At 46.4% G+C, this 20240-nt stretch carries 20 protein-coding genes and 1 riboswitch; of the genes, 14 read left to right on the top strand and 6 right to left on the bottom strand.

Annotation, left to right across the window (positions count from 1 at the left end; translation table 11 throughout):
• Positions 1 to 328: 328 nt before the first annotated feature.
• From T488_RS19010 to T488_RS18110, 3 genes are all read right to left on the bottom strand, one after another.
• Positions 329 to 1651 carry a relaxase/mobilization nuclease domain-containing protein gene (locus T488_RS19010; protein WP_051536491.1) on the bottom strand — a complete coding sequence of 441 codons (1323 nt, stop codon included), beginning with the start codon at positions 1649 to 1651 and terminating at the stop codon, positions 329 to 331.
• Entirely contained in the window at positions 1651 to 1962 is a 312-nt protein-coding gene (locus T488_RS18115) for a plasmid mobilization protein (protein ID WP_051536490.1), read from the bottom strand. Before T488_RS18115 ends, T488_RS19010 begins: the two co-directional genes overlap by 1 nt.
• Positions 1963 to 2336: 374 nt before the next feature.
• Complete coding sequence (locus tag T488_RS18110) at positions 2337 to 3368, bottom strand: AAA family ATPase (protein ID WP_051536489.1); 1032 nt, start codon at positions 3366 to 3368, stop codon at positions 2337 to 2339.
• 426 nt (positions 3369 to 3794) lie between these two features.
• On the opposite strand from T488_RS18110, the gene T488_RS0113710 reads away from it, so the two are divergent.
• Together T488_RS0113710 and T488_RS0113705 are read left to right on the top strand one after the other, a co-directional pair.
• A complete protein-coding gene (locus tag T488_RS0113710; protein WP_028521293.1) occupies positions 3795 to 6767 on the top strand; it encodes an RNA dependent RNA polymerase in 2973 nt (990 codons plus the stop codon).
• Positions 6767 to 7618: a hypothetical protein gene (locus tag T488_RS0113705; protein WP_028521292.1), complete on the top strand. Its 852-nt coding sequence runs from the start codon at positions 6767 to 6769 to the stop codon at positions 7616 to 7618. The genes T488_RS0113710 and T488_RS0113705 overlap by 1 nt, the downstream gene beginning before the upstream one ends.
• A gap of 405 nt (positions 7619 to 8023) precedes the next feature.
• Here the strand turns inward: T488_RS0113705 and T488_RS0113700 are convergent, their stop codons facing one another.
• Positions 8024 to 8851: an SIR2 family NAD-dependent protein deacylase gene (locus T488_RS0113700; protein ID WP_028521291.1), complete on the bottom strand. Its 828-nt coding sequence runs from the start codon at positions 8849 to 8851 to the stop codon at positions 8024 to 8026.
• 4 nt (positions 8852 to 8855) lie between these two features.
• The gene (locus T488_RS19705; RefSeq protein WP_155267228.1) at positions 8856 to 9020 is read right to left on the bottom strand and encodes a hypothetical protein; all 165 of its coding nucleotides are present in this window, start codon (positions 9018 to 9020) and stop codon (positions 8856 to 8858) included.
• Positions 9021 to 9043: 23 nt separating this feature from the next.
• Here T488_RS19705 and T488_RS19700 point away from each other — a divergent pair, with 23 nt between their 5' ends.
• The 11 genes from T488_RS19700 (at position 9044) to T488_RS19920 (ending at position 18478) form a co-directional block, all read left to right on the top strand.
• Positions 9044 to 9334, top strand: a complete 291-nt coding sequence (locus tag T488_RS19700) for a hypothetical protein (RefSeq protein ID WP_028521290.1) — start codon at positions 9044 to 9046, stop codon at positions 9332 to 9334.
• A 665-nt stretch (positions 9335 to 9999) separates the two neighbouring features.
• Entirely contained in the window at positions 10000 to 11130 is a 1131-nt protein-coding gene (locus tag T488_RS0113690; protein ID WP_028521289.1) for an FAD-dependent oxidoreductase, read from the top strand.
• A complete protein-coding gene (locus T488_RS0113685) occupies positions 11123 to 12052 on the top strand; it encodes a glycosyltransferase (protein WP_028521288.1) in 930 nt (309 codons plus the stop codon). The genes T488_RS0113690 and T488_RS0113685 overlap by 8 nt, the downstream gene beginning before the upstream one ends.
• 14 nt (positions 12053 to 12066) lie before the next feature.
• Positions 12067 to 13002 (top strand): sugar nucleotide-binding protein, encoded by a 936-nt coding sequence (locus T488_RS0113680; RefSeq protein WP_028521287.1) that lies wholly within the window; start codon positions 12067 to 12069, stop codon positions 13000 to 13002.
• A complete protein-coding gene (locus tag T488_RS0113675) occupies positions 12974 to 14266 on the top strand; it encodes a hypothetical protein (protein WP_028521286.1) in 1293 nt (430 codons plus the stop codon). Before T488_RS0113680 ends, T488_RS0113675 begins: the two co-directional genes overlap by 29 nt.
• A 22-nt stretch (positions 14267 to 14288) precedes the next feature.
• Positions 14289 to 15077 carry a sugar phosphate isomerase/epimerase family protein gene (locus tag T488_RS0113670; protein ID WP_028521285.1) on the top strand — a complete coding sequence of 263 codons (789 nt, stop codon included), beginning with the start codon at positions 14289 to 14291 and terminating at the stop codon, positions 15075 to 15077.
• Complete coding sequence (locus T488_RS0113665; protein ID WP_028521284.1) at positions 15074 to 15865, top strand: glycosyltransferase family 2 protein; 792 nt, start codon at positions 15074 to 15076, stop codon at positions 15863 to 15865. Before T488_RS0113670 ends, T488_RS0113665 begins: the two co-directional genes overlap by 4 nt.
• A gap of 558 nt (positions 15866 to 16423) precedes the next feature.
• Entirely contained in the window at positions 16424 to 16879 is a 456-nt protein-coding gene (locus tag T488_RS0113660; protein WP_028521283.1) for a hypothetical protein, read from the top strand.
• Positions 16880 to 16934: 55 nt separating this feature from the next.
• On the top strand, positions 16935 to 17504 hold the full coding sequence (locus T488_RS0113655; RefSeq protein WP_028521282.1) for a hypothetical protein: 570 nt from the start codon (positions 16935 to 16937) through the stop codon (positions 17502 to 17504).
• Positions 17505 to 17643: 139 nt separating this feature from the next.
• Positions 17644 to 18105, top strand: coding sequence for a hypothetical protein (locus tag T488_RS0113650; protein ID WP_028521281.1), 462 nt, complete (start codon positions 17644 to 17646; stop codon positions 18103 to 18105).
• A gap of 145 nt (positions 18106 to 18250) precedes the next feature.
• Positions 18251 to 18478, top strand: coding sequence for a hypothetical protein (locus tag T488_RS19920; protein WP_196243326.1), 228 nt, complete (start codon positions 18251 to 18253; stop codon positions 18476 to 18478).
• A 53-nt stretch (positions 18479 to 18531) separates the two neighbouring features.
• Here T488_RS19920 and T488_RS0113645 read toward each other — a convergent pair whose 3' ends face one another.
• On the bottom strand, positions 18532 to 18822 hold the full coding sequence (locus T488_RS0113645; protein WP_028521280.1) for a hypothetical protein: 291 nt from the start codon (positions 18820 to 18822) through the stop codon (positions 18532 to 18534).
• A 100-nt stretch (positions 18823 to 18922) separates the two neighbouring features.
• A riboswitch (Fluoride riboswitch) is annotated at positions 18923 to 18996 on the top strand.
• A 42-nt stretch (positions 18997 to 19038) separates the two neighbouring features.
• Between T488_RS0113645 and T488_RS0113640 the strand changes: the two genes are divergently transcribed.
• Positions 19039 to 20235, top strand: a complete 1197-nt coding sequence (locus T488_RS0113640) for a cation:proton antiporter (RefSeq protein ID WP_028521279.1) — start codon at positions 19039 to 19041, stop codon at positions 20233 to 20235.
• The last annotated feature ends 5 nt before the right edge of the window (positions 20236 to 20240 follow it).

The raw sequence follows: 20240 nt of genomic DNA, 5'->3' as shown, positions 1-20240 counted from the left end.
GACAGAGACGCCGTCACGTTTCGTTACTTCGTCTACTGACCGAACGAATCGTTCTGTCAGCTCATACCTTCCGATATGGATGATTTGAAGATGCTGCCGTTTTGGATACCCCTTTGCTGAGTCTGCGATTTGCCGACTCAGGTTTATGAGGTGGCGGTTCACCACCTCATAATCGTGACGGGATGTTTCATCCCACCATGCCGAATTCCCATTTTGGGAACTCGCTCCTGAGGCAGGACTGAGTGCAGTCCTGTTTCGGGACTTCAAGTAACTTATGATAGTCGAGCTCTGAATAATAACTCACGGACATTTTATCCCTGAGTCATAGTCACCCCATGTGTATTCCGTGAGCTTCCTTACGCTCTCGTTCCTCGGCAAGTGCTTTGCTGTCAACGTGTTCCCGAGCGTACTCGGTATCGTCGGCGGACTCGTCATCGATCATCGAAGCCAGAGCAGCAATGCCACCGACGATATCAGGTGCAGAAACTCTATCAACACCACCAGTCGGAGCAGTCTGAAGCCGTGCTTTCTGCTCTGCTCTTCGGAGCCTTTCAGCTGCGATAAGGTCTGCTCGTTCAGCCTCCCAGCCTGTGATGCGAGGTCCTTTGCCGCCTGATCCAGCTTCGACACCTCTGCCGTCACGTTTTGTGACGTCTGCTCCTGTATCTCCTTCCCCTGTTCCAGCAGCTGATTGTATATCGTCTGCTGATTTCGCAGGTACTGTTTCATCTGTGCATATGTCATAGTTTCGTCTGTCTGAGCCTTGACTTCGAACAGCGTATCTGTCAGAAGTTTCAGCTGCGAGATCAGCGCCAGCCAGTTGTGTTCCTGGACGCAGACCATAGTCGGTATGTCCTGTGCCTCCTCCAAATTCTGCTTGGAGGCTTCTTTCGCTTCTTCGTATTTCGAATTCATATTCCATATTCTCCTTCCTGTATTTCGCTTCGTGCAATTTATTGTCGCGGCACCTACGTCCATTTGGGCAGGTATATGTGATGTACTTTCGGTTTTCTTCCCACTTGACATCGTAGCCACACTGCTTCATGTAGAAGCGGAATTGTTTCTTTGACTTTGCTCTTTTCATGACCGTATCTATTGTATTGATGAGATTCATTTTCCAGCTCTCACCTCGCATTGCAACTCGATACTCACTGTTAGTGATACCATTGCTCTGCTTGTGTATCTCAGGCTTGCTGAGAGTTGTCACTCCGTACTTCTGACAAATATCATCGCTGAGCTGCCGCAGGTCTTGCAGTGTGAACTTGTTGGAGTGGTACTTCAGACCTGTCTCAGCGTTGACTGCGTTGAGTACGAAGTGCGAATGTATATGGTCAGCGTCGGTGTGAGTTGCCACTACAACTTCGTGACCTTTGAACGCTTTCTCCGCAAACTCAACTGCTATCTTGTGAGCAAGAGCTGGCTCTATCTTGTAGCCGCTGGGGTGTGACTGAACGAAGTGATAGTATTTCACACCGTCAGTCTTGCCGTACATCTCACGAGTATTTTTGAATTCCTGATAGGCAGTGGGCAGCGAACAGTTGAGAGCCGTCACGAACTTTTTATTCTCGGTCTTGTCATCGCGGCAAATGTAGTCGAGACTTTTCTTTCCTCCGCCACCGCCTTTGGTGCTTATCGCTGTGACCGTCGCCACTACTTCACCTCCCGAAGCAGCTGACCTATCAGCTCCGTGACCTTCCTGTGCTCGTCAAGGAGCGACTGGAAGTTCACGACGGTCAGCCTGTCCATGTTTGCAAGTGTAGCTATCTGGTTCAGGTTTCGCCCGATAGCTTTCTGCTGCCGAACTATCTCGTCGATGCCTTTGGCGACAACGATCTTCTTGCCGAGAGCACACCGCATTACGAAGTCGTTCAGCTTCAAGCCGAGCCTCTCAGCGAGCTCATGGATACGTCTGCTTTCTTCATCTGTACAGCGTATCGCTATTGTGGTATTCTTCTTTCTCATATTATCTACCTCCTGACTTTTGTTGGTGTATGCCTATGAATTGAAGTGGGTTCGGGCTTCTGCCCGACAAGCAAGGCGGCAGGCGGAATGCCAGCTGCTATGCTTGCCAACCCAGTGGGGTTGATTTTTCGCCCCCAGCCACTGCTCTTGCCCTCTGCATATAATTCCGTAACGATTCGTTAATGTTTTATTCGCCACACTCGCTCCACGTTGCGCGACAATCGCTTTCATCGCCGCAGGTAGGATAACTACCCGATTTGTGTATCGGCGACAAAAATGGGCGCTTTTGTACGTGACAGTAACTCAGCCGTGACAGTAAAACTACCGACACGCAAACCTACTGACACACCCCGCAGATGAAGCTATATAGACGTTTATGAGCTGTCGGGCAACGCCTGCGTGACGGTAACATTTCTACCGTCACTACTGTCACGCTCGCCGTTGTAGTGAAGAATAATGACACGACCTTTGTGAACTCTTTCGTACTTGAAATCAATTCCGTACTTGCTGAGTTCATAACCATTCTGAACCAAGTCTCTTGTAACTCTGTTCGGATAAATGACTTCATCGGTAACCGATTTTAGTTCTTCAACTAACTCAGTCGCAGTACCTTCAAAGTGAATTCGCTCTCTGATGAAAAGATATACAGCAGAGAGAACAATATTGTCGCGGCTCTTCTGCGCCGCAGGTTCGTTCTCAACTTTCCAGCGCATGACATCAGTATCGAAATGCATTCGCAGTTCAGTGTATTCAATGTCACGCCCCTGACAATACATGATCGCTTTTCCTGAGCCGCACTTTGTTTCCTTGAGCGCAAAGTTGCCGTCAGTTGCACCGCCGATACCTGTACTGCCTGTCATCATATTGAACGGATTATCATCCTTAGCTTTTCGCATATGATGTATCAGCAGTATGCAGATGTTTAAGCGGTATGCGACTTGTTTGAGTGCGATCAGTTCAGCGTAATCCGAACCATAACTTGACTCAACATTGCTGCGCACCATTTGCATAACGTCAATCACAACTATCTTTAAGTCATCGTGATCTTTCTTGAATGCTTCTATCTGTTCTTCTAGACCTGCACCGATTTTATCAGCAGCAATCGCGAAGTGTAGATTTTCAACAGGCTCAGCGTTCATTCGAAACAATCTGCGCTGTAGTCGCTGATAGTTATCCTCGAGACAAAGATACAAAGCAGTTCCCTGAATAGTTTCTCGTCCGAGCACCAGAACTCCTGTTGCAATGCTGAGACAGATATCCATTGCCAGCCATGACTTACCTACCTTCTGTGCACCTGCAAGGACGTACAGTCCATGCGTAAGAAGTCCGTCAATGATGAACTCCTTCGGTTTGAATACTGTTGTCAGTATTTCTTCTGCGGTTTTCGTCTGTAACATATTACTCATAGCATTCCTCCTTTCCCATGAGATTCCCGAACACAGCCGACAGCTTTTTTCGTTACGGGCAACTGCTCGTGCGAACTATTTGTGTGGGCTGTGTCGGGCGGATTTCTACTCGCCACAAGTAAAAAAGTGGGAGCAGTATCCTTTATGCAAATTGACCTGTTTTTGCATATGTTTTTTACTGCTCTGAATCATTTTCCGAAACACAAATTGATTTTCATGAGAACTGACCTTTTCTCACAGCAAGCTGATATTGACCGCAAAACGCATAGAATAGAGCTTTACAGACATTTCAACTCAAAGCTGTTATTATTACAGTTTTGAATGTTTTTCAGTCAAAAATGAGCGTTTCGGAATGAAAATGTGGGAGCAGTATCCTTATTGCATTTTGGTATGTTTTGTGATATACTTTTAGCAGGTGGTGAGACCATGAAGTACAGGATATATGATCTGTCCGTCAGAGCAATGCTCAACTACTCCAAGCCTGACGGACTGTTTTACAAAACAGTTATTGATAAAAATGCACTGCGGAGCTGTCTGAAACACTCCGCACACGAGCAGGACGATAACGCACTTTTCTATCAGATAATGTGCGTGCTGCACGGTGACGATTTCAAATATGACGGCGCTGACCTTGTGACAGAACTGTCCGATGTTATCTTCTATGCAGACTTCTCACGGGTGTTTGACCGTGACGCTTCGCACCCTTACTATGCACAGCTCCAAGAGAAGGCTGCCGCTCTGTTCACGAACAGAGGTGTGGAGATAGACTTCGGCAACGGTATGCACAAGTACGTTGCGTTTGAGCGCTCCGCAAGCATGAGCAGAAACGCAGTACTGTCATTTATCCGTGAGGACATTTTCTGGAAGGTCACAGAACGCATTCGTCTCGGAATGAATATCACTAAGTGTCAGCTAAGCAAGCTGTACGCATACAACGGACTTATGCTCTCGGGCGGTATCCGTGTTGACGGAATAAACCTCGACAAGCCTCACAGAGTTATTGTTGTGGAAAATCAAAAACACACCGTTCACGACACAGATGTTATTACTGTTGAAGACGACGGAAGCGACAATGCTGTGCGAAAGTATCACCGTGTTGAGCGCAGGGAGAGTGTTGATATTCTCGGTTATGACGGCGAAGGAGTTATCTCCAGGGAGTTCGCAAAAGTCATCAATAAAAAGTTAGGCGTTGAGCACACATCGTTTCAGATACGTCTGCCGTACATCAAGGGAATGCTGCATCAAGTTGACATTCACGACTTTTTCAAGAGCGCAGGAGTTGCAACGCTCACTGACATCTGGGGAGTTGAGCACAAGGTTGCTGACGTTGATATAATTCTCACCAAGAGTATGTTCAAGGGCTATGGCTGGCTGCGCGAGAACAATATGAGGTGGGACGATTACTGGAGTGCTTTCCGAAAGTACAGGCACGCTCTGTACATATCTGGTGTGAGCAAGGACAATCCGCAGAAATTCACGGAACTGAACTATCAGTTCCTCAACACACTTTCAATGACAGCGGACGAGTTCAGACCGCTTGACCTGCCGCTGTCCTTTCCTGCGAACGATAACCGTCACTGGCTCACCAAGGAAACGGAGAGAGAATACCACAGGCTTTGTACCGACAGAGAGTATCGCCTGAGCTTTTTCACAAGCAAAAAACACAGTCGTGGTACTAAAGAATATCACCTCAAAAAGCTATTGGAGAAAAACCCAAAGTTCATTGCCGAGCCTGTTTACGCTGACAGATTGAAGTCACGGGCACAGGCGGTGCTGAAACAGTACGCGCTCGGACGTCTTATCGTTGCAGGCGACAACAGATATCTCTCCGCGGACCTGCTTGGTTTTCTTAAAGATTTTATACCAAAAAAGGCAAAGCGAAATACAAGTCAGCGCAACTTTTTCAACGGTGCAGCGCAGAGCAAATTTGAGAAGAATGCTTTCTATGCACCGTCTATGGCGTATTCGCACAGCGATGAGTGTACGCTCTTGCGCAATCCTCACATTTCCCGTAATGAGGAAGTGCAGCTGCAAGTCTATCCCGACGTTGAAAATATGAGGAAGTATTATCTCAGCCACCTCACCGATGTTGTTATGGTGAACTGGGACTCGCTGACTGCGGAGCGTCTCGGCGGTGCAGACTTCGACGGTGACATGATAAAAACTATCTCGGATCCTATCGTAAACCGCTGTGTCAAGCGCAATTCAAAGGAGGATACTCCGCTGTTGAAGATTCCAAGTGCTGAGCCTGTTATTCGTAACGCTGATGACTGGAAAGATCGTTTTGAAACGGTCAAGAGTACATTTTCTTCCCGCGTGGGACAAATTTCAAACGCCGCTCTGAACAGAAGTATAATCGCATACAATGAGAACTCCGACGACGAGCTTCGTGACAAGTGCCGTGAGGAAACGGAAACACTTGCTATCCTCACAGGACTGGAGATAGACTCAGCAAAGAGCGGTGTGAAGCCTGATCTTACGGAATACCTCGGCACTAAAACTGTCGCCAAGAGCAAGTTCCTGAAATACAAGAGCCTGGTTGAAAAGAGCGAGGGACGCCGTGCATGGTATGAGCCCACATTTGAGGAGCAGTTCGAGAAGTTCTTCGCTGATACCGATTGGAACAAGGTTGACTCCAATGTAGAGCGTCTGCCGTACCTGGCGTATATGCTTGGAAAGAATACGACTCCTGTTGCTGAAAAGCCTGCTGAGGACAGCGAACTTTTCACATTTGCGGCTGATGAGAACTGGAAGGATAAGCTGAGCAGTGATAAACTGGAAAAGCTGTCTGCTCTTATTACTGATTATGAACGGTGTCTGTCACGCATCAGAGCCTGCGGACAGCCAGTCAAGGACAGACAGCGCAGGAACGACATTCAGCGTATACTGTACAGCCGAGGTCAGGACCGTGAATACGACGCAGATATGCTGTATACCCTGTTTCAGGGTACACCTCCAGAGAGGATAACTGCTATCAGGCAGGAATTACAGGCTAAGAACTGGCACCTGACTCCGAAAGAACAGCGTGAGGATTTTCTCGCAGAATTTTTACCTGAGCTTGAACGGTATTATTCGCTTTTCAGCGACTTCCGTTTCGGCGGTTACCGTGTTCTCATTGATCTCATAACTGATATTGATGATGAAAACACTCTCACTGACAGGAAACGGCTTATCCGTGACGGTGATTCGCCTGAGTTCATACGGCTTATGGAGGCTTACCTCAATAAATCTGTGAATGTGTACTACCGTGACGCAGTTGCAGAGGAGTGCCGAAAACTGATAGAAGCCGTAATGAAGCCGGACGAGGCGGTCAGGTACATAGTTGGCCTGGGCAAAAGAAAAGTGCTCTTCGATCTGCTGCTGGACAGGATTGAAAAGCACGTCAGGAGGGAGAAATAATGCTGAACGAAATTGAAGAATTCAAGGCTTACACGGGGAAACCCGTTTACAAATGCAGCGGCAAGCGTGACCTTTCCTTCCTCGGACGTTTCAGTTTTGAGATGATGAAGGACTTCACAGGTCTGACCCGTGTGCTGACTATTATCGCTCGGGGATATATGTTCAGAAACGGTGCTCCCGATGTGGTTTATGCACGGCGAGCTCTCTGTGCGTGGTGCAGTATCCCCGACAAAAAAACTGCCGCTCCGAAGGGGGAGTGGCAGTTCAAGACTGATTTCAGTGATCTGCATGAGGAGTTTCCCGAATTGGTGGATAAGTCGGGAAAAGGCTGGTTTTACAGGCACGTTCACAAGATTGAAAAGTTCATCACAAAGAACAGTGAAAACATGAGCAAGACTACTCTCTCCAACGCTGAGCCGCTGAAAACCAGATTTGATGTCGCATGGAGAGATAAGGTGAAGCAGTATCAGGTGTCGCTCTACTCGCCCGAGACCAAAGGTGCATGGGTACTGCGGTTTGATGATGTGCTTGCGGACGCTCTGGAGCTCGGACCGCTGTCAGACAAGACCGTTTCCTTTACAGATGATGAAAAGGTGCGTATAAAGGCGTTACTGCCCGACGGTCTGCCTTATGAGGTCGCGGAAACAGTCATCGCCTACTGTGTCGCCAACAAGCCCGATGATTCGGATTATGTTATCCTGCCTGTTTCCAACTTTGATGCTTACTTTGGAAATACTTCTTTCAGCCACAAGTGGCTCAATTTGTTCCCTGATACGCTGCTTGAAAGGGAGAAGCAGAGCTTTGGGGTGTGTAGGGTGAGGAGATCTTTTACCAGATACAGCACACGTTGAGTGCGTAGTATTGATGTCACGGCAGAAATCATAAAACGCCGATTTATCGCGGATAATTGGCGTTTTGCAGTTCAGTAAACAACCAAAATAAGCACTCATTTTCTGTATGCGGGAACACGTAATATCACCTAAAGAGATACAGACAGCATTTCGGCGCACTCGCGATATAAACAGTCTTTTTAAGCACTCGATTTTTTGTGCTTAAAACTGCTGTTTGTAACTTTTAAGTGTGTAGAAATGCTGTCACTCGTTAAAAAGTCCGAAAAATAGAGAAAAATCGCGCTAATCAAAAATTGCGATTAAGGGATAGGGTTGAGTGCGTAAAAATGTTGTCATAGAAACCATTACAAAATAATCCACCACATCAAAGGATATTAGTTATCCAATGATGTGGTGGATTTTATCTTACACTAGCTTATTCAGTACATCACGAATATCTCCATCAATGCAGATACTCTGCTCGACTATCTCATCCGGTGCATACGCTTCGCCATAATTCAAACAAGCATATACGGCTTTCGGGTTTTGTGCTGTCATTTTCCAGAACGGATACTTGATGATAACAGGCGTATTGTAGCCCACGCCAAGCTCTAAAAACAGGATATGCTGTCCGCTGTGTGCTTGCAGAAAATTATCATAATGTTCTGCCGCTCTGTGCCAGCCCTCGTCCTCGACGAACTTATCGTCACTTCTGAGATGCATCGTCATGGGCTTGCCGCATTTCGGACATTTCGGTATCAGCTCGGCGGGTATCTTCATATCCGCCTGAAACTCAATCATATCCTTGACGATCTCCTCGTTGTCATAGGTCTTGTCATGGCACGGCTCGGAGCACTGGAACAGCCCGTAATCGCCCTGCGTGTAGAAAAGCCTTGACTTGTGAAAGCCTGCCCTTTGGAACTGATGATCGACATTCGTGGTGATAACAAAATAGTCTTTGTCCTTCATCAGCTCAAACAGCGTCTTGTATGTACCGTTGTCGATGTCCATGTAACGGTTGCACCAGATAAAGCGTGACCAGTATGCCCACATTTCTTCGGGCGTTTCAAAGGGGAAGAAACCGCCGGAATACATATCGTGAAAGCCGTACTTTGCTTCATAATCCGAGAAGTATTTCTCAAATCGCTCTCCTGAATAGGTAAAGCCTGCGGCGGTGGAAAGCCCTGCGCCTGCACCAATCACGATTGCGTCGGCACTTTTGATCTCAGCTTTTAATCTCTCTATCTCTGTCATAGTATCACTCCACTTTCACTACGATCTTGCCGTTTACCTTGCCGCTGTCAAGGGTAATACAAGCGTCCTTGATATGCTCAAGATCAAAGCACTCTCCGAAGCAAGGCTCTAACCGATGTTCATTCAGAAAAGCAAATTCAAGAGTGGCGCGGACATAGCAACTATACAATCACGGCGAACCTTTATAGTCATTTGGAATATAACGCAAAGGTGATCTCAGCCGAGACTATCGCAAGAGTGCTTGACGGTGAACCTGAAACCGAAGTACAGACAAAATCTCCTGCGGAAACTACCGAGCCTGCATCTAAGAAGAAGCCTGCACGGAAGAAGGCGGCAGCGAAAAAGACTGCGGACAAGAAATCCGAAAGCGTGAAGTCCACATCAAAGACAACAGATAAGCCTGCACCTAAAAAGTCAGGTGGTAGAAAAAAGAAAAGCGAATCACCAGAAAATACAGGTGAATCGCAAGCGTCAGCATTATAAAATATAATATCGAAAAAAATATAGCGAGAAAAAGAGAACGAAAAAGAGCGATTTTTGTAGAAAATCTGGTAGATAAAAAACGTGTTTCGATAATATGTGTTTCTACCACACAAGCTGATAAAGCCCGTAAATGCGATGTTTGGCAGTACGAAACGCCGAATTGTTCATATAATCTCATTGACTAAATCAGCATAATGTGATATAATGGTATAAGTACATTATCATAACCATATTTCATTCCTAGTGGTATGGTTTGGTAAAAAAGGCAGCCGTTTTAATCTTACCTTGATTTATAGACTTTTGACTTTAGTCAAGATGATTCGTTCTTTATGAAGATTTCAGTGGATGATTATTGCTAATATAAAGGTAACAAGTACGTGCTGCGAATGGTAATAAATGTGGATATACAACCAGTCATGTTATCAACGAAGCTTGCGAAAAAGATTAATTCAAAATAGCTACATTTAATAGAGAAATCCTTATGGCAGCAATAGGTGAATTTAACTGAATTATCGACGGCAATCCCGTTAGAACAGTAGATGATTAAAAGAGAACTTCTTTATTAAAGATGTATTAGCATATTACAACAATCGACTTCCACATAGATAGCTTATCACTAGAGGGTATAACGTGGCGTGAACGATAAAACGGGTTAGGAGAAAAATGTGAATGAATTTGACAGAATTATAATCGGCGCAGGGCTGTATGGGCTGTATGCAGCTTTGTTCTGCTGCCGTCTTGGCATGCGCGTGCTTGTGCTGGAGTGTGAACAGGATGCTTTTCAGCGGGCGACAAAAATCAATCAGGCAAGAGTACATCAGGGCTATCATTACCCGCGTTCTCTTTCCACTGCCATTCGTTCAGCAAAGTATTTTGAACGCTTTGTGCAGGATTACGGCTTTTGCATCAACAGTGAATTTCAGCAGATCTATGCTACCTCGAGTGTCTTTTCGTGGACCAATGCCGCACAGTTCAGGGCATTCTGCCGTGCAGCGGAAATCCCTTGTGAAACGCTGCATCCAGATCAGTTCTTTCATTCCAACATGTGCGACAGTGCGTTTCTGACCAAGGAATATACCTATGATGCAGAGATCCTGAAAACGTATTTCCGAAAGGAGCTTGCTGCATATACAGATAACTGTACATTATGGTTTGGCGTTCGCCCAAAGGCAATCCAGGCTGTGCAGGGACAGTATGAAGTCACACTGCCGGACGGGACATGTGTGTCAGCGCCCTTTGTCCTCAACGCCTCCTACGCGGGAGTCAATCAGATCATCAGCATGATCGGCGGAGAGCAATTCCGCATCAAGTATGAACTCTGCGAGCTGATTCTCTGTGAGGTTAATGAAAAACTGCGGGATATCGGCATCACTGTCATGGATGGGCCTTTCTTTTCAATCATGCCCTATGGAAAGACCGGTCTGCATTCCCTGACTGCTGTTACCTTTACGCCGCATTCTGTATGCTATGATCAGCTTCCGGCCTTCGCCTGCCAGGAGCAGTCAAGCGATGGATGCTGTGCAACGTTTCTCGGAAACTGCAATACCTGTCCGGCTCGACCGCAAACAGCTTATCCATATATGAAAAATCTTGCCAAAAAGTATCTTCTGGATGCCTATCAATTCACCTATCATAGCTCTATTTTTTCAATGAAGCCGATTCTGATGAGTTCAGAAATTGATGATTCACGCCCTACTGTGATTCGTGTGCATTCGTCTGCCCCGACATTTGTGAGTGTTCTTTCCGGAAAGATCAATACAGTTTACGATTTGGATGAGGTGTTACAGAATGGATAACAAAGAAAAGATATTTATCTCTGCAGTTGTGTATGTTCACAATTACGAACAGGAGATCGGATCATTTTTGACAAAACTAATTACAGAATTGGAAAGCCGTTTCCAGAATGCGGAAATCATTCTTGTGGATGATGCTTCCTCCGATCAGAGTGCCGAAAAAATCAGAGAGGTCAGCCGTTCGTCCTCCTCCTGCAGTATTACGATCCTCCGCATGAGCAGCTTTCACGGGCTGGAAATGTCTGTGAATGCTGGAAATGACCTTGCGATTGGAGATATGATCTATGAATTCGACAGCATCGCTTGTGATTATCCGTTTGAATTGATTTTTCAGGCTTATCAGAAGATGCGTGAGGGGTACGATCTTGTCAGCGTGTCGCCGGATAAAAACAGACGTTATTCGTCTTGGCTGTTCTACCGGCTGTTTGCAAGACTGACTGACATCCGGATGGACACGGAACGCTTTCGTATCGTCAGCCGCCGGCTCATCAACCGTGTGAATGACGATAATGTCTTGATCCCGTATCGGAAAGTAATCTACCAGACGTCCGGATTTCAGGGGGCGCGTATCACATTTCAGCCAGACCTGAAACAGCCGCAGCTTGATTCGGCGGCAGGAAGATTCCGCAGTACGCTCGCAATGGATTCTTTGATCCTGTTCACGGAGTTCGGCTATCGTTTTTCAATGGCAATGACGGTCAGCATGATGCTGATCTCTCTGTTAATGACCGTGTATTCCGTCATCATTTATCTGGCGGCAGAGCCTGTCGAGGGCTGGACAACGACTATCCTGTTTCTTTCCATTGCATTCTTCGGGATGTTCGGGATCTTGACCGTAATCATCAGGTATCTGCAGCTTCTGATCAATCTGGTATTCAAAAGAAAACATTATCATTTCAGCAGCATTGAAAAGCTGACGAAATAGAAAGCAGGCACAGTATGAAAGCATTGGTAGGAAATACCGGATTTGTGGGGAGTAATCTCTGCGTTTCCGGACAATTTGATGCCGTGTATCATTCGACAGATATCGAAAAAGCATACGGAACACAGCCGGATCTTCTGATCTATGCAGGCATCCGCGCAGAAAAATTTATTGCTAACTCAGAACCGGAATTGGATCTGGAACGGATTCGTCAGGCAGAATTCAACATTGAGAGGATCAAACCGCGCAAGCTGGTGCTGATTTCTACGGTAGATGTGTTCCCAAGTCCGGTTGGAGTGGATGAGCATTCGATGCCGGATCTGACAGCACCGCAGGCTTACGGGCGGAACCGTGCATTGCTTGAGCAGTGGGTACGCAGTCATTTTCCGGATGCGCTGATTGTCAGACTGCCCGCATTGTTCGGAAATGGGCTGAAAAAGAACTTTCTGTATGACATGATCCATCTTATTCCCACGATGCTAAGGGAAGAGAAGCTTCTGGAATTATCTGAAAAAGATCTGGAGATTCGCCGTTTCTTCATACCATGTCCAAACGGCTTTTTCAAACTGGATGTACCGGACAACTGCCGTGCTGAACTCAGAAAGCGCTTTGAGGCGCTTGATTTTACAGCACTCCGCTTTACAGACAGCCGCAGTCAGTTCCAGTTCTATTCTCTTTTCCGCCTCTGGGAAGATCTACAGACAGCGCTGGCGCATGACCTGACGTTCTGGCATCCTGCAACGGAACCCGTCACGGCGAGTGAAATCTATCACTATTGTACCGGAAAGACGTTTCATAACGAGATCACACAAACGCCTGCCCTCTACGATTACCGGACGGCTTATGCGGAGCTGTTTGGCGGGTGTAACGGTTATATTGACAGTAAGGCACATATTTTGCAACAGGTGAAGAGGTTTTATCATCATGAACGGTTGTCTGAAATACTTGATTGAAAAGCATCACCTGGAGAGATACAGAATCCCTGCGCTGATCCTGCTCGTGATTCTAACCTTTGGCCTCCTGATGCTGAAAGCCGAGGTATCCTTTCAATTGGATTCTGAAAGCCTTGTTGGTGATCCGATAATTGCCTTGATCAATCACCACGAGATTGATCAGAGTCAGTTTGGACTCGGATATCTTAATAATAACGGCAGTCAAATGATGTATCTGTATCTCCTTGAAGAAGATCCGACACTGGAGAATGAATACACCTATACAACTTATTATTCACAGTTGGGGCTGCAAGGATACTTCTTCTGTGCGGTTACCCGCCTTTTCAGAGACATCCGGATGATAACCTGGTTTCGCTGGAGCTGCTGTGCTGTTTTCTCAGCGCTTCTTGTCGCCATCACAATCCAACTGTATCGACGGTATCATCTGCTGTATGCCATCTGTTTCTGGGCAATTTCCGTTAATTCTAATTGGATCAGTAGTTTTTCACCGAATCTATACTGGGTAATGTTTACCTGGTTTGTCCCCATGCTGCTGGGTATATTGTGCCTGACACATGATAAATACCGAAAGCTGCTGTATCCTCTGTTTTTTGCATCTGTTATCATCAAAAGTCTGTGCGGATTTGAATACTTGTCTACCATTCTGATCGCTGCTGAGGTATGGCTGGCGGCGGAATGGATCCTGCACAAGGAAAAACGTGCCTCCCTTTTCCGCTGCATACTGATTTCCGGCCTCTGTATGCTGGCTGGCTTTGCTGTGGCAGCGGTCGTGCAGATGGCCGTTTACGGAAACGGCAATATACGGCAAGGATATGATTTTTTTATGCATTATCTTGTCCATCGAAGGACGTTTGGAAATCCCGAGGAGTTTAATCCCGCCTATTTTGATTCGTTGAATGCCTCCAGCGGCACCGTTCTGAAAAAGTACTTATGGGATTATGAAGAAGGCAAAAAAATGCTGCTGCTGTTAGTGGCTTCTTTGCTGTTTCTGCTGACAGATCGCGTTTTATTCAAGCGTGATAGGAAGCAGGATTTATCACTGCTGCTGCTCCATTTGGCAGCACCTTTGTCCTGGTTCATTCTTGCAAAGTCTCATTCCTATATTCACACGCATATAAATTTCGTCCTGTATTATCTGGGATTCGCGCAGACAGCAGCATATTGTCTGATTGCCACAGTAACAAGTCATATTCGCATCGTGGCTCCGGACGGAAGCGAGAAAATACAACCGGATGGGAAAATTATTCTGAAATTTGTAAAATAAATAACGATTCTGGTGAAGCATTATGAAATTATCATTTTCTAATATCGCATGGAGCAATGAAACACATGAGGAGGTTTGTACATTCCTCATGAAAAACGGGTTTACGGCGATTGAGATTGCTCCGACAAAGCTCGTGCCGGAGGCACCGTATGATCACATTCCCGAGGCAAAGCAGTGGTATGAACGCCTTCGGAGACAATATGGCTTTCGGGTATCCTCGATGCAGTCGATCTGGTTCGGTAGGCAGGAACAGCTTTTCGGGTCTGAGGAGGAACGACAGACGCTGCTTTCTTATACGCAAAAGGCGATTGATTTTGCTTCCGCACTTGAATGCGGGAACCTTGTCTTTGGATGTCCAAAGAACCGGAGCGTTCATGAACGTTCGGATTATCAGAAGGGAATTGCGTTTTTTGAAGAACTTGGCGAATACGCGGCTGAAAAGCACACCGTCATCGGTATTGAAGCGAATCCGGCAATCTATCAGACCAACTACCTGAATGACACTGCCGCTGCGCTGGAGCTGATCCGTGCGATTGATTCGCCCGGAATCCGCCTGAATCTGGATGTCGGAACGATGCTTGCCAATCAGGAGGATGTTTCTGTGTTGCGCGGTCAAGTCCGTTACATCAGCCATGTACATATCAGTGAGCCATATCTGGCACCAATCCAACCACACCCACTGCATGAGGCATTATGCCGGCTGCTGACAGCAGAAGGCTATACAGGGTATATTTCAGTCGAAATGAAACAGCCGGACCATCCTTCTGTACTGATGGCTGTTGCTTCGTATGTTGGCGAGGTGTTTGGATGACCGTAAAGGAAAAACCGGGTGTTCCGGCGTATGAATGTTTTGAGTTTCATCCCAGAACCAAAGCCTATGTTGTTCTGATTCCAATTATCAATGAAGGAAGTAGAATCATTCACGAACTCCGCAGAGCATCTGCGGCAAATATCAGTGAGTATGCGGACATTACAATCTGCGATGGCGGTTCTGAAGATGGCAGTACAGAAAGGCAACGCCTTCAAAGCCTTAAAGTCAACACTTTACTGATTAAATGCGGTCCCGGGAAGCAGGGAGCACAGCTTCGCATGGGAATCAGCTGGGCACTGGAACGCGGATATCAGGGAATTATCACAATTGACGGAAATGATAAGGACAGCATTGAGGATGTGCCGCGCTTCATTGAAAAGCTGAAGCAAGGCTATGATTTTGTGCAGGGCTCCCGGTTTGTGAAGGGCGGAAAAGCAGTCAACACACCGCTGATCCGGACACTTGCTGTCAGGCTGCTCCATGCACCTGTGATCTCAATCACAGCACACTATCATTTTACAGATACCACAAACGCATACCGTGCTTTTTCTTCGAGGTATCTGCAGGATCAACGGGTTCAGCCACTACGTGATATATTTATGACGTATGAACTGCTGGCGTATTTGTCAGTTCGTGCATCTCAGCTCGGCATGAATGTTTGCGAGATACCGGTCACACGCGCCTATCCTACCACAGGAAAGCTACCCACTAAAATTAGTTTCTTCAAAGGAAATACTGAGCTGCTGAGGATCCTTTTCAAAAATCTGATCAATGCCTACAGTCCCTAATTTTTAATCGTTGTACAGTTCGTTGCCGAAAAGGTCATTACATGTTAGAACAGCTTGCCGATTAACAGATCGAATGATCAGGAGACGTCACTGTAAAGTAAGATTTCTCCGTGAGAATCATACAGTCCCACACCATAAATCACCGTTTCTACATCCAATCCCGCCCAACGACTATCGCGATTGCGTTGTTATATTGCGGTTAAGACATCAAATCCGACCCTGCTAGGCACGTTGAGTGCGTAGTATTGATGTCAAGGGATAATGGCTGAAAATCCCCGATTTTACGATGATTTTCGAGAATATGGTGAAATCGCACACAGAGCTTGGAGACAGTTTTTTCTGTATCTGGAAAGACATCTACGCACTGAAAACGGCTGACAACATTTCTGCACACTGAGGAAAGTGGGTCAAAATGATAACATGCGTTTGAGAGTGCGTCAAAATGTTGTCACGGAATGAAAAGGTCGTAGAATCGAAGAAAAACAAACTTATCAAATATTGCGATTGATATATAGGGTTGAGGGGGTGGAAATGTTGTCAATAAAAGGAGGAATCCATATGCCAGAACACATCAATTTACTTGACAAAAACGAAATGCTCAAACTGCTGAAAGGCGAATATTCTGTACGCCGCGTGAAACGGTCGCAGTTTGACCATGAACCTATGAATGTTCCGACAGAAGTCTCTGTTGTTTTGGTGGATTATATTTACAAGGCTCCGCACTGTAAAAGGGTATTTCAAGAGGCACTGAAGGTGCTGTTTTCCGGTTCTGCCGGTGATGTTTTCCTCGGCTTTGATTATGTGGATGAATGTCTTCTGGACGAAAAGCTTGGACTCGCGGCATTTCACATTGACACAGCAATGCTGATTCCGTTGCTGAAAGAGGGTATACGGCGGAACAGGAACGGTCTGTCCGGCAGAACAGCATTCTGCTCCACAAGCTGTTTGGAGTGGATCAGAACTGTCAGCAGCTCTGATGAAAAAGAATACGGATTCACACTCTTGGATGAATAAAAAATCCCCGCACCACTGAATCACCAGTGATGCGGGCAGGGAGAAAGGAGCAATCATGAAACAATACGAAGAATGGATTAAACAGCATCTGCCGAAGGATATTCCTGCCGATATCCTATCCAACACGTTTTGCTACAGAGGCTTTTATATAAGCGGGCTGGATGTATACACCGAGGGTGACAGAGGTCCCGATAAGATTCAGCATTCCTTTCACTCTTATGACGATTTGCGAATCTGGGTTTTCAAAGAAGCCGCAAATAATATTGCCCAACAATTAGAACTCCGTTCCCGCCATACCGATGAACTCAAATGGCGTTATGTGCAGGATCACGCCGAAAACGGAAAATGGATGTATATTGAACACTGTCACTATCAGTTTAATGCAATCCATGATTTCCGTCTTGCATGGTTTGAAACTTATCTGCGGCTGGTTAAAGGCGGGCTGACACCCGCCCAATGGTCTGAAGAGATTTGTGAGTACACAAAACTGCTGAACAATCATTATCCGGTGCAGCATTGGGATTATGATAAAAAGAAGATGCAGTTTATTGAGATCAGCGATTCAAAGTATGTTTCGCAGGGTTGCGAAGAGCCCGCCCCCGGAACAGTCATCCGGAAAGAATAAAAACACCCCGCGCCACTGAATGTCGTACTGAAAAACAGCGTAAAATCGCAGAAAACAGACTTGTCAAAAGTTGCGATTCGGGTGTTTGCAAAATAACATTGAGTGTGGAAAAAGGTTGTCAATGAAAGGAGTGAACCATATGCCAGAAAATATCAACCTGTTCGATATCAATGAGATTCTGAAGCTATTGAGAGGAACTTATCCTCTTCCCAGAGAATACAGATCGCAGTTTGAACCGCAGCAATTAAATGTACCAACTGAAACATATGCCGTTTTGAGAGACTATATTTATCGGAATGCAGGCTGTAAGCTGTTTTTTCAGGAGGCGTTGCGGACATTGTTTTCCGGCAATGCTGATGATGTTTTTCTTGGTGCGGCGTATTTTGAGGATTGTATAGTCTGTGAAGAAAACAAAACGGCGAGTTTTTCTATAGACAGGGAAAGACTGATCCCGCTTCTGAAAGAAGGAATTCGTCGGAACGCAGCGGAACTAATGCACAGAAAGGCTTTCCTGATCGGCAGTGAAGAAAACTGCATGGAGCGGCTCGCCAAAATCAGCACTCTTTATAAAGATAAATACGGATTCACAATTTTGGATTAATTAAGGTAACACCGCGCCACTGAAAAACAGCGATGCGGGAGTACAGAAAGGAACAGAAAAACGGGTAAAAAGTTTCATCTGAATGGCTATAGATATTCCAGACCGAATACAAACCGCAATAAAGAGGGCAATATCGTTTTGATCAGTGCGCTCTCTGTGTCCTGCTGAGGTACACCAATGGGGCTTAAATGCCTACGGACAGCCGTACAGACTGGATGACTATATCGATGAGGACTCAAGATCTGAAAACATTATCTCAAGAAGCGAGCTGGTAGGAGAACTTCAAAGGCTTATCAGCCGCTGTCAGTCGGAGGGGTATCCGTACTGGGCAGCAGCTTATCAAAATGCGCTTCTCTGGCTGAATAACCACTGATACAAATCCCCGCACCACTGAATCACCAGTGATACGGGGATTGCTCTATCTATTCACTTTTCAATGCTGATCGTCACGCCTGATTTGAACCGGAATTCCAGAAAGAACTCGCAGACCTTGACGCTTTCCAGCAGCTTCTTCACCAGCGCCTCATCAAACTCCGTGATGGTGCGCGGCTGAGAATTGATGAAATGCAGCAGTTTCTGAATACGCTCCCGGTGCGCAGCTTTGGCGGCATCGTCCATGACGGTCTGTTCCTGCAGTTCCCGCAGGCGCAGGATTTCTTCCGCCAGATCATCGTAGTTCGTGCCGCTTTCCGTCCGGTCGATCAGCTCCTGCTGCAATTGCCGCATCCTTTCCGCGAGGGCTTCCGATGCGTGCGGATAGAAAAGCCAGCTACGATATTGACATTCAAACCATTCTATGGTATAATTTACATATGAACTGAATATCGGGAATGATGTTCTCCCACGGGAAACCGAAACCGCTTATCATAAGCTGATGACTTCTGCGTTTTACGCAATAGTTGTCGGCTTTTTTATTATATCCGGAGGTGTTTTATGTTATTATCACTTGCAATCATTTTTCTTGTCGGGCTGTCTGCCGCTGCAATTTTTGAAAAGCTCGGCTTGCCGCGCATCATTGGGATGCTTGGTGTGGGTATCGTTGTAAGCCCCTATGTCCTTGACCTACTCGACAGTTCCGTACTCGGCATCTCATCAGAACTTCGGCAGATTGCTCTTATCATCATACTGATAAAAGCAGGGCTTTCGCTGAATCTATCCGACCTGAAAAAAGTCGGCAGACCTGCGGTCATGATGGCATTTGTGCCTGCCTGCTGTGAGATCGTCGGTTATGTGTTGTTTGCACCGATGCTGCTTGGTTTGAACCATATCGAAGCTGCCGTTATGGGGGCAGTGCTGAGTGCAGTTTCTCCAGCGGTAGTCGTACCACGGATGGTGAAGCTGATAGAAGAAAAATGGGGTACGCAAAAGAGCATACCTCAGATGATACTTGCAGGAGCGTCGTGCGATGATATATTTGTGATTGTGCTGTTCTCGACCTTTGTGACGATGGTGCAGGGCGGCTCGGCAAAGGTGACGGACTTCCTGAATATCCCCATATCCATTGTGCTTGGTGTACTGCTCGGTGCGGTAGTGGGATTTGGTGTATATCTGCTGTTTGAGAAATCTTTTCAGCATAAGCACAAGATCAGAAACAGCAAAAAAGTCATTATACTGCTTGGTACAGCATTCCTGCTGATGAGCATTGAAACACTTGTAAAGTCACACGTTGCGATATCGGGTCTGCTTGCTGTTGTAGCTATGGCTTGCGTAGTCAAGCTAAAAGCAGACAGCAAAGTATCATCACGGCTATCTGAAAAATTCGGTAAGTTGTGGTTGGCAGCCGAGGTCGTGCTGTTCGTACTGGTCGGCGCAGCGGTAGATGTGCGTTATACCTTGTCGGCAGGCGGTATGGCTGTGCTGATGATATTCATAGCCCTTGCTTTCAGGGCTCTGGGCGTGTGCCTGTGTCTGCTTGGTACGGAGCTGACCGCAAAGGAACGTATCTTCTGTGTGATCGCCTATCTTCCGAAGGCAACGGTGCAGGCTGCTATCGGTTCGGTGCCGCTGTCGCTCGGGCTGCCTTGCGGAAAGATTGTGCTGTCGGTGGCTGTGCTTGCGATACTGATTACTGCTCCGCTTGGGGCAATTGGGATAGATAAGACTTATCAAAAACTGCTATCAAATAAATAACCCAA

This window comes from Ruminococcus flavefaciens ND2009 (assembly GCF_000621785.1).
In the GTDB taxonomy this organism is placed as follows: domain Bacteria; phylum Bacillota; class Clostridia; order Oscillospirales; family Ruminococcaceae; genus Ruminococcus; species Ruminococcus flavefaciens_C.
Note: the sequence above shows the minus strand (reverse complement) of the source record. Positions and strands in the feature narration are given on the sequence as shown.

Coding starts and splice junctions, on each gene's coding strand:
- T488_RS0113680 (WP_028521287.1), top strand. CDS start 12,067: ATGAAAGCATTGGTAGGAAATACCGGATTTGTGGGGAGTAATCTCTGC.
- T488_RS0113710 (WP_028521293.1), top strand. CDS start 3,795: ATGAAGTACAGGATATATGATCTGTCCGTCAGAGCAATGCTCAACTAC.
- T488_RS0113640 (WP_028521279.1), top strand. CDS start 19,039: ATGTTATTATCACTTGCAATCATTTTTCTTGTCGGGCTGTCTGCCGCT.
- T488_RS0113655 (WP_028521282.1), top strand. CDS start 16,935: ATGAAACAATACGAAGAATGGATTAAACAGCATCTGCCGAAGGATATT.
- T488_RS0113700 (WP_028521291.1), bottom strand. CDS start 8,851: ATGACAGAGATAGAGAGATTAAAAGCTGAGATCAAAAGTGCCGACGCA.
- T488_RS0113670 (WP_028521285.1), top strand. CDS start 14,289: ATGAAATTATCATTTTCTAATATCGCATGGAGCAATGAAACACATGAG.
- T488_RS18110 (WP_051536489.1), bottom strand. CDS start 3,368: ATGAGTAATATGTTACAGACGAAAACCGCAGAAGAAATACTGACAACA.
- T488_RS0113685 (WP_028521288.1), top strand. CDS start 11,123: ATGGATAACAAAGAAAAGATATTTATCTCTGCAGTTGTGTATGTTCAC.
- T488_RS0113665 (WP_028521284.1), top strand. CDS start 15,074: ATGACCGTAAAGGAAAAACCGGGTGTTCCGGCGTATGAATGTTTTGAG.
- T488_RS0113660 (WP_028521283.1), top strand. CDS start 16,424: ATGCCAGAACACATCAATTTACTTGACAAAAACGAAATGCTCAAACTG.
- T488_RS0113705 (WP_028521292.1), top strand. CDS start 6,767: ATGCTGAACGAAATTGAAGAATTCAAGGCTTACACGGGGAAACCCGTT.
- T488_RS0113650 (WP_028521281.1), top strand. CDS start 17,644: ATGCCAGAAAATATCAACCTGTTCGATATCAATGAGATTCTGAAGCTA.
- T488_RS0113675 (WP_028521286.1), top strand. CDS start 12,974: ATGAACGGTTGTCTGAAATACTTGATTGAAAAGCATCACCTGGAGAGA.
- T488_RS18115 (WP_051536490.1), bottom strand. CDS start 1,962: ATGAGAAAGAAGAATACCACAATAGCGATACGCTGTACAGATGAAGAA.